At 46.0% G+C, this 1,549-nt stretch carries 2 protein-coding genes; both read left to right on the top strand.

Annotated elements, in window-relative coordinates; all coding sequences use genetic code 11:
• Positions 1-165: 165 nt before the first annotated feature.
• Positions 166-591 (top strand): HTH domain-containing protein, encoded by a 426-nt coding sequence (locus ACTQ50_RS19580; protein WP_441485553.1) that lies wholly within the window; start codon positions 166-168, stop codon positions 589-591.
• A gap of 11 nt (positions 592-602) precedes the next feature.
• A partial coding sequence (locus tag ACTQ50_RS19575; RefSeq protein WP_441485552.1) for an IS3 family transposase occupies positions 603-1,549 on the top strand: 947 nt, incomplete at its 3' end.

Genomic DNA, 1,549 nt, shown 5'->3' with positions numbered 1-1,549 from the left:
TATAATGTACCCATAACAGTGGACACACGAATTAGTGTAGTACCCTTTTTTCGGACACCCACACAAGACGTGACCCTGTTCTTAAACACCGTTCCCATGTGAACCCTTTTTCTTGGACACTTCCTTCCAGATGTGATATTCTAATCACAGAAATGGAGGATTTTCATGAGCAGAAAACTATTCACAGAGGAACAACAACAGTTACTTCGCCAAAACCCTTACATCTACAGTGTTACCGAGGCAAGGATCACTCTCACCAAAGAGTTCAAGCAGCTCTTCATGACCGCATACAAAGCCGGTGAATCGCCGAGAAAGATTCTTGAAGATCATGGTTTTGACATTGACATCATCGGCGAGCGGCGCATATGGAGCATTTCCCAACATATCCGTACAGAATATAAAACGTACGGAGAATTCCATGAGGGCTATGGTCCACGGGGTGAAACAGCCAACCACGATGCACCCAAAGATACTGCCAAACCTGTATCCGAGGCTGATGAGATCAAACAGTTACGGCATGAAGTAGATTACCTGAAACAGGAAATGGAATTTCTAAAAAAAATTTCCTCGATCAGAACTACAAGGAAGTAGGTGCACTGCTCATGAATGACTCTTCCTGTGTATTCGAAATCATCTACAACACCATGCAGCAAAGCCATAACGCACTGTCCGTCAAGGCACTTTGTGAAACGGCAGGTGTATCCCGTAGCGGTTATTACGCCTGGGTCAACTCCGCTCCTGTAAGAGAACTCAAGGAACAGCAGGACCGTGACGACTTTGATCTGATACTCGCTGCCTACAAAATGCACGGCTATACAAAAGGTGCCAAAGGCATCTACATGGCCCTGCTTCATATGGATCCGCCTGTGATCATGAATCTCAAAAAAATCCGGCGTCTGATGGGTAAATTCAATCTGTCCTGCCCCTACAGGGGCCCGAATCCTTACAAGCGGATGGCCAAAGCCCTTAAGACAAGCAATGTTGCAGACAACCTGCTTCAGCGCGAATTTGAGGCATACGGTCCCAGAATCGTCCTGCTGACAGACATCACCTATCTGCCGTATAATGGCATCTTTGCTTATTTATCTACTGTCCTGGATGCCTTTACCAAGCAGATACTGTCGTATGTGCTCAGCCCATCACTGGAAGTGGATTTCGTTTTGGAAACCATCAACAAACTGGTGGAAAATCACGGGGTCTCCCTCCAGGCAGAAACGATCATTCATTCAGATCAGGGTTGCCACTATACCAGCCACAAGTTCATAAATATCCTTTATGATAAAAAACTCCGTCAGTCCATGTCCCGCAGGGGAAACTGCTGGGACAATGCTCCGCAGGAAAGCTTCTTCGGCCATATGAAAGATCACATCATGCCGAAACTTGCGGAATGTACTGAGTTTGCTAAGGTTCAGGTCATCATCGATGACTATATAGATTATTACAACAATCAGCGCTATCAGTGGCATCTTGCCAAACTGTCGCCTAATGAATTCTACAAATTTGTTACTACCGGGGAGTATCCTCTGGATATCCCGAATGCACCTGCCCC

The organism is Blautia sp. Sow4_E7, from assembly GCF_052116245.1.
Classification (GTDB): Bacteria; Bacillota; Clostridia; order Lachnospirales; family Lachnospiraceae; genus Blautia_A.
The sequence above is the reverse complement of the archived record's forward strand: the minus strand, read 5'-3'. Positions and strand labels throughout refer to the sequence as shown.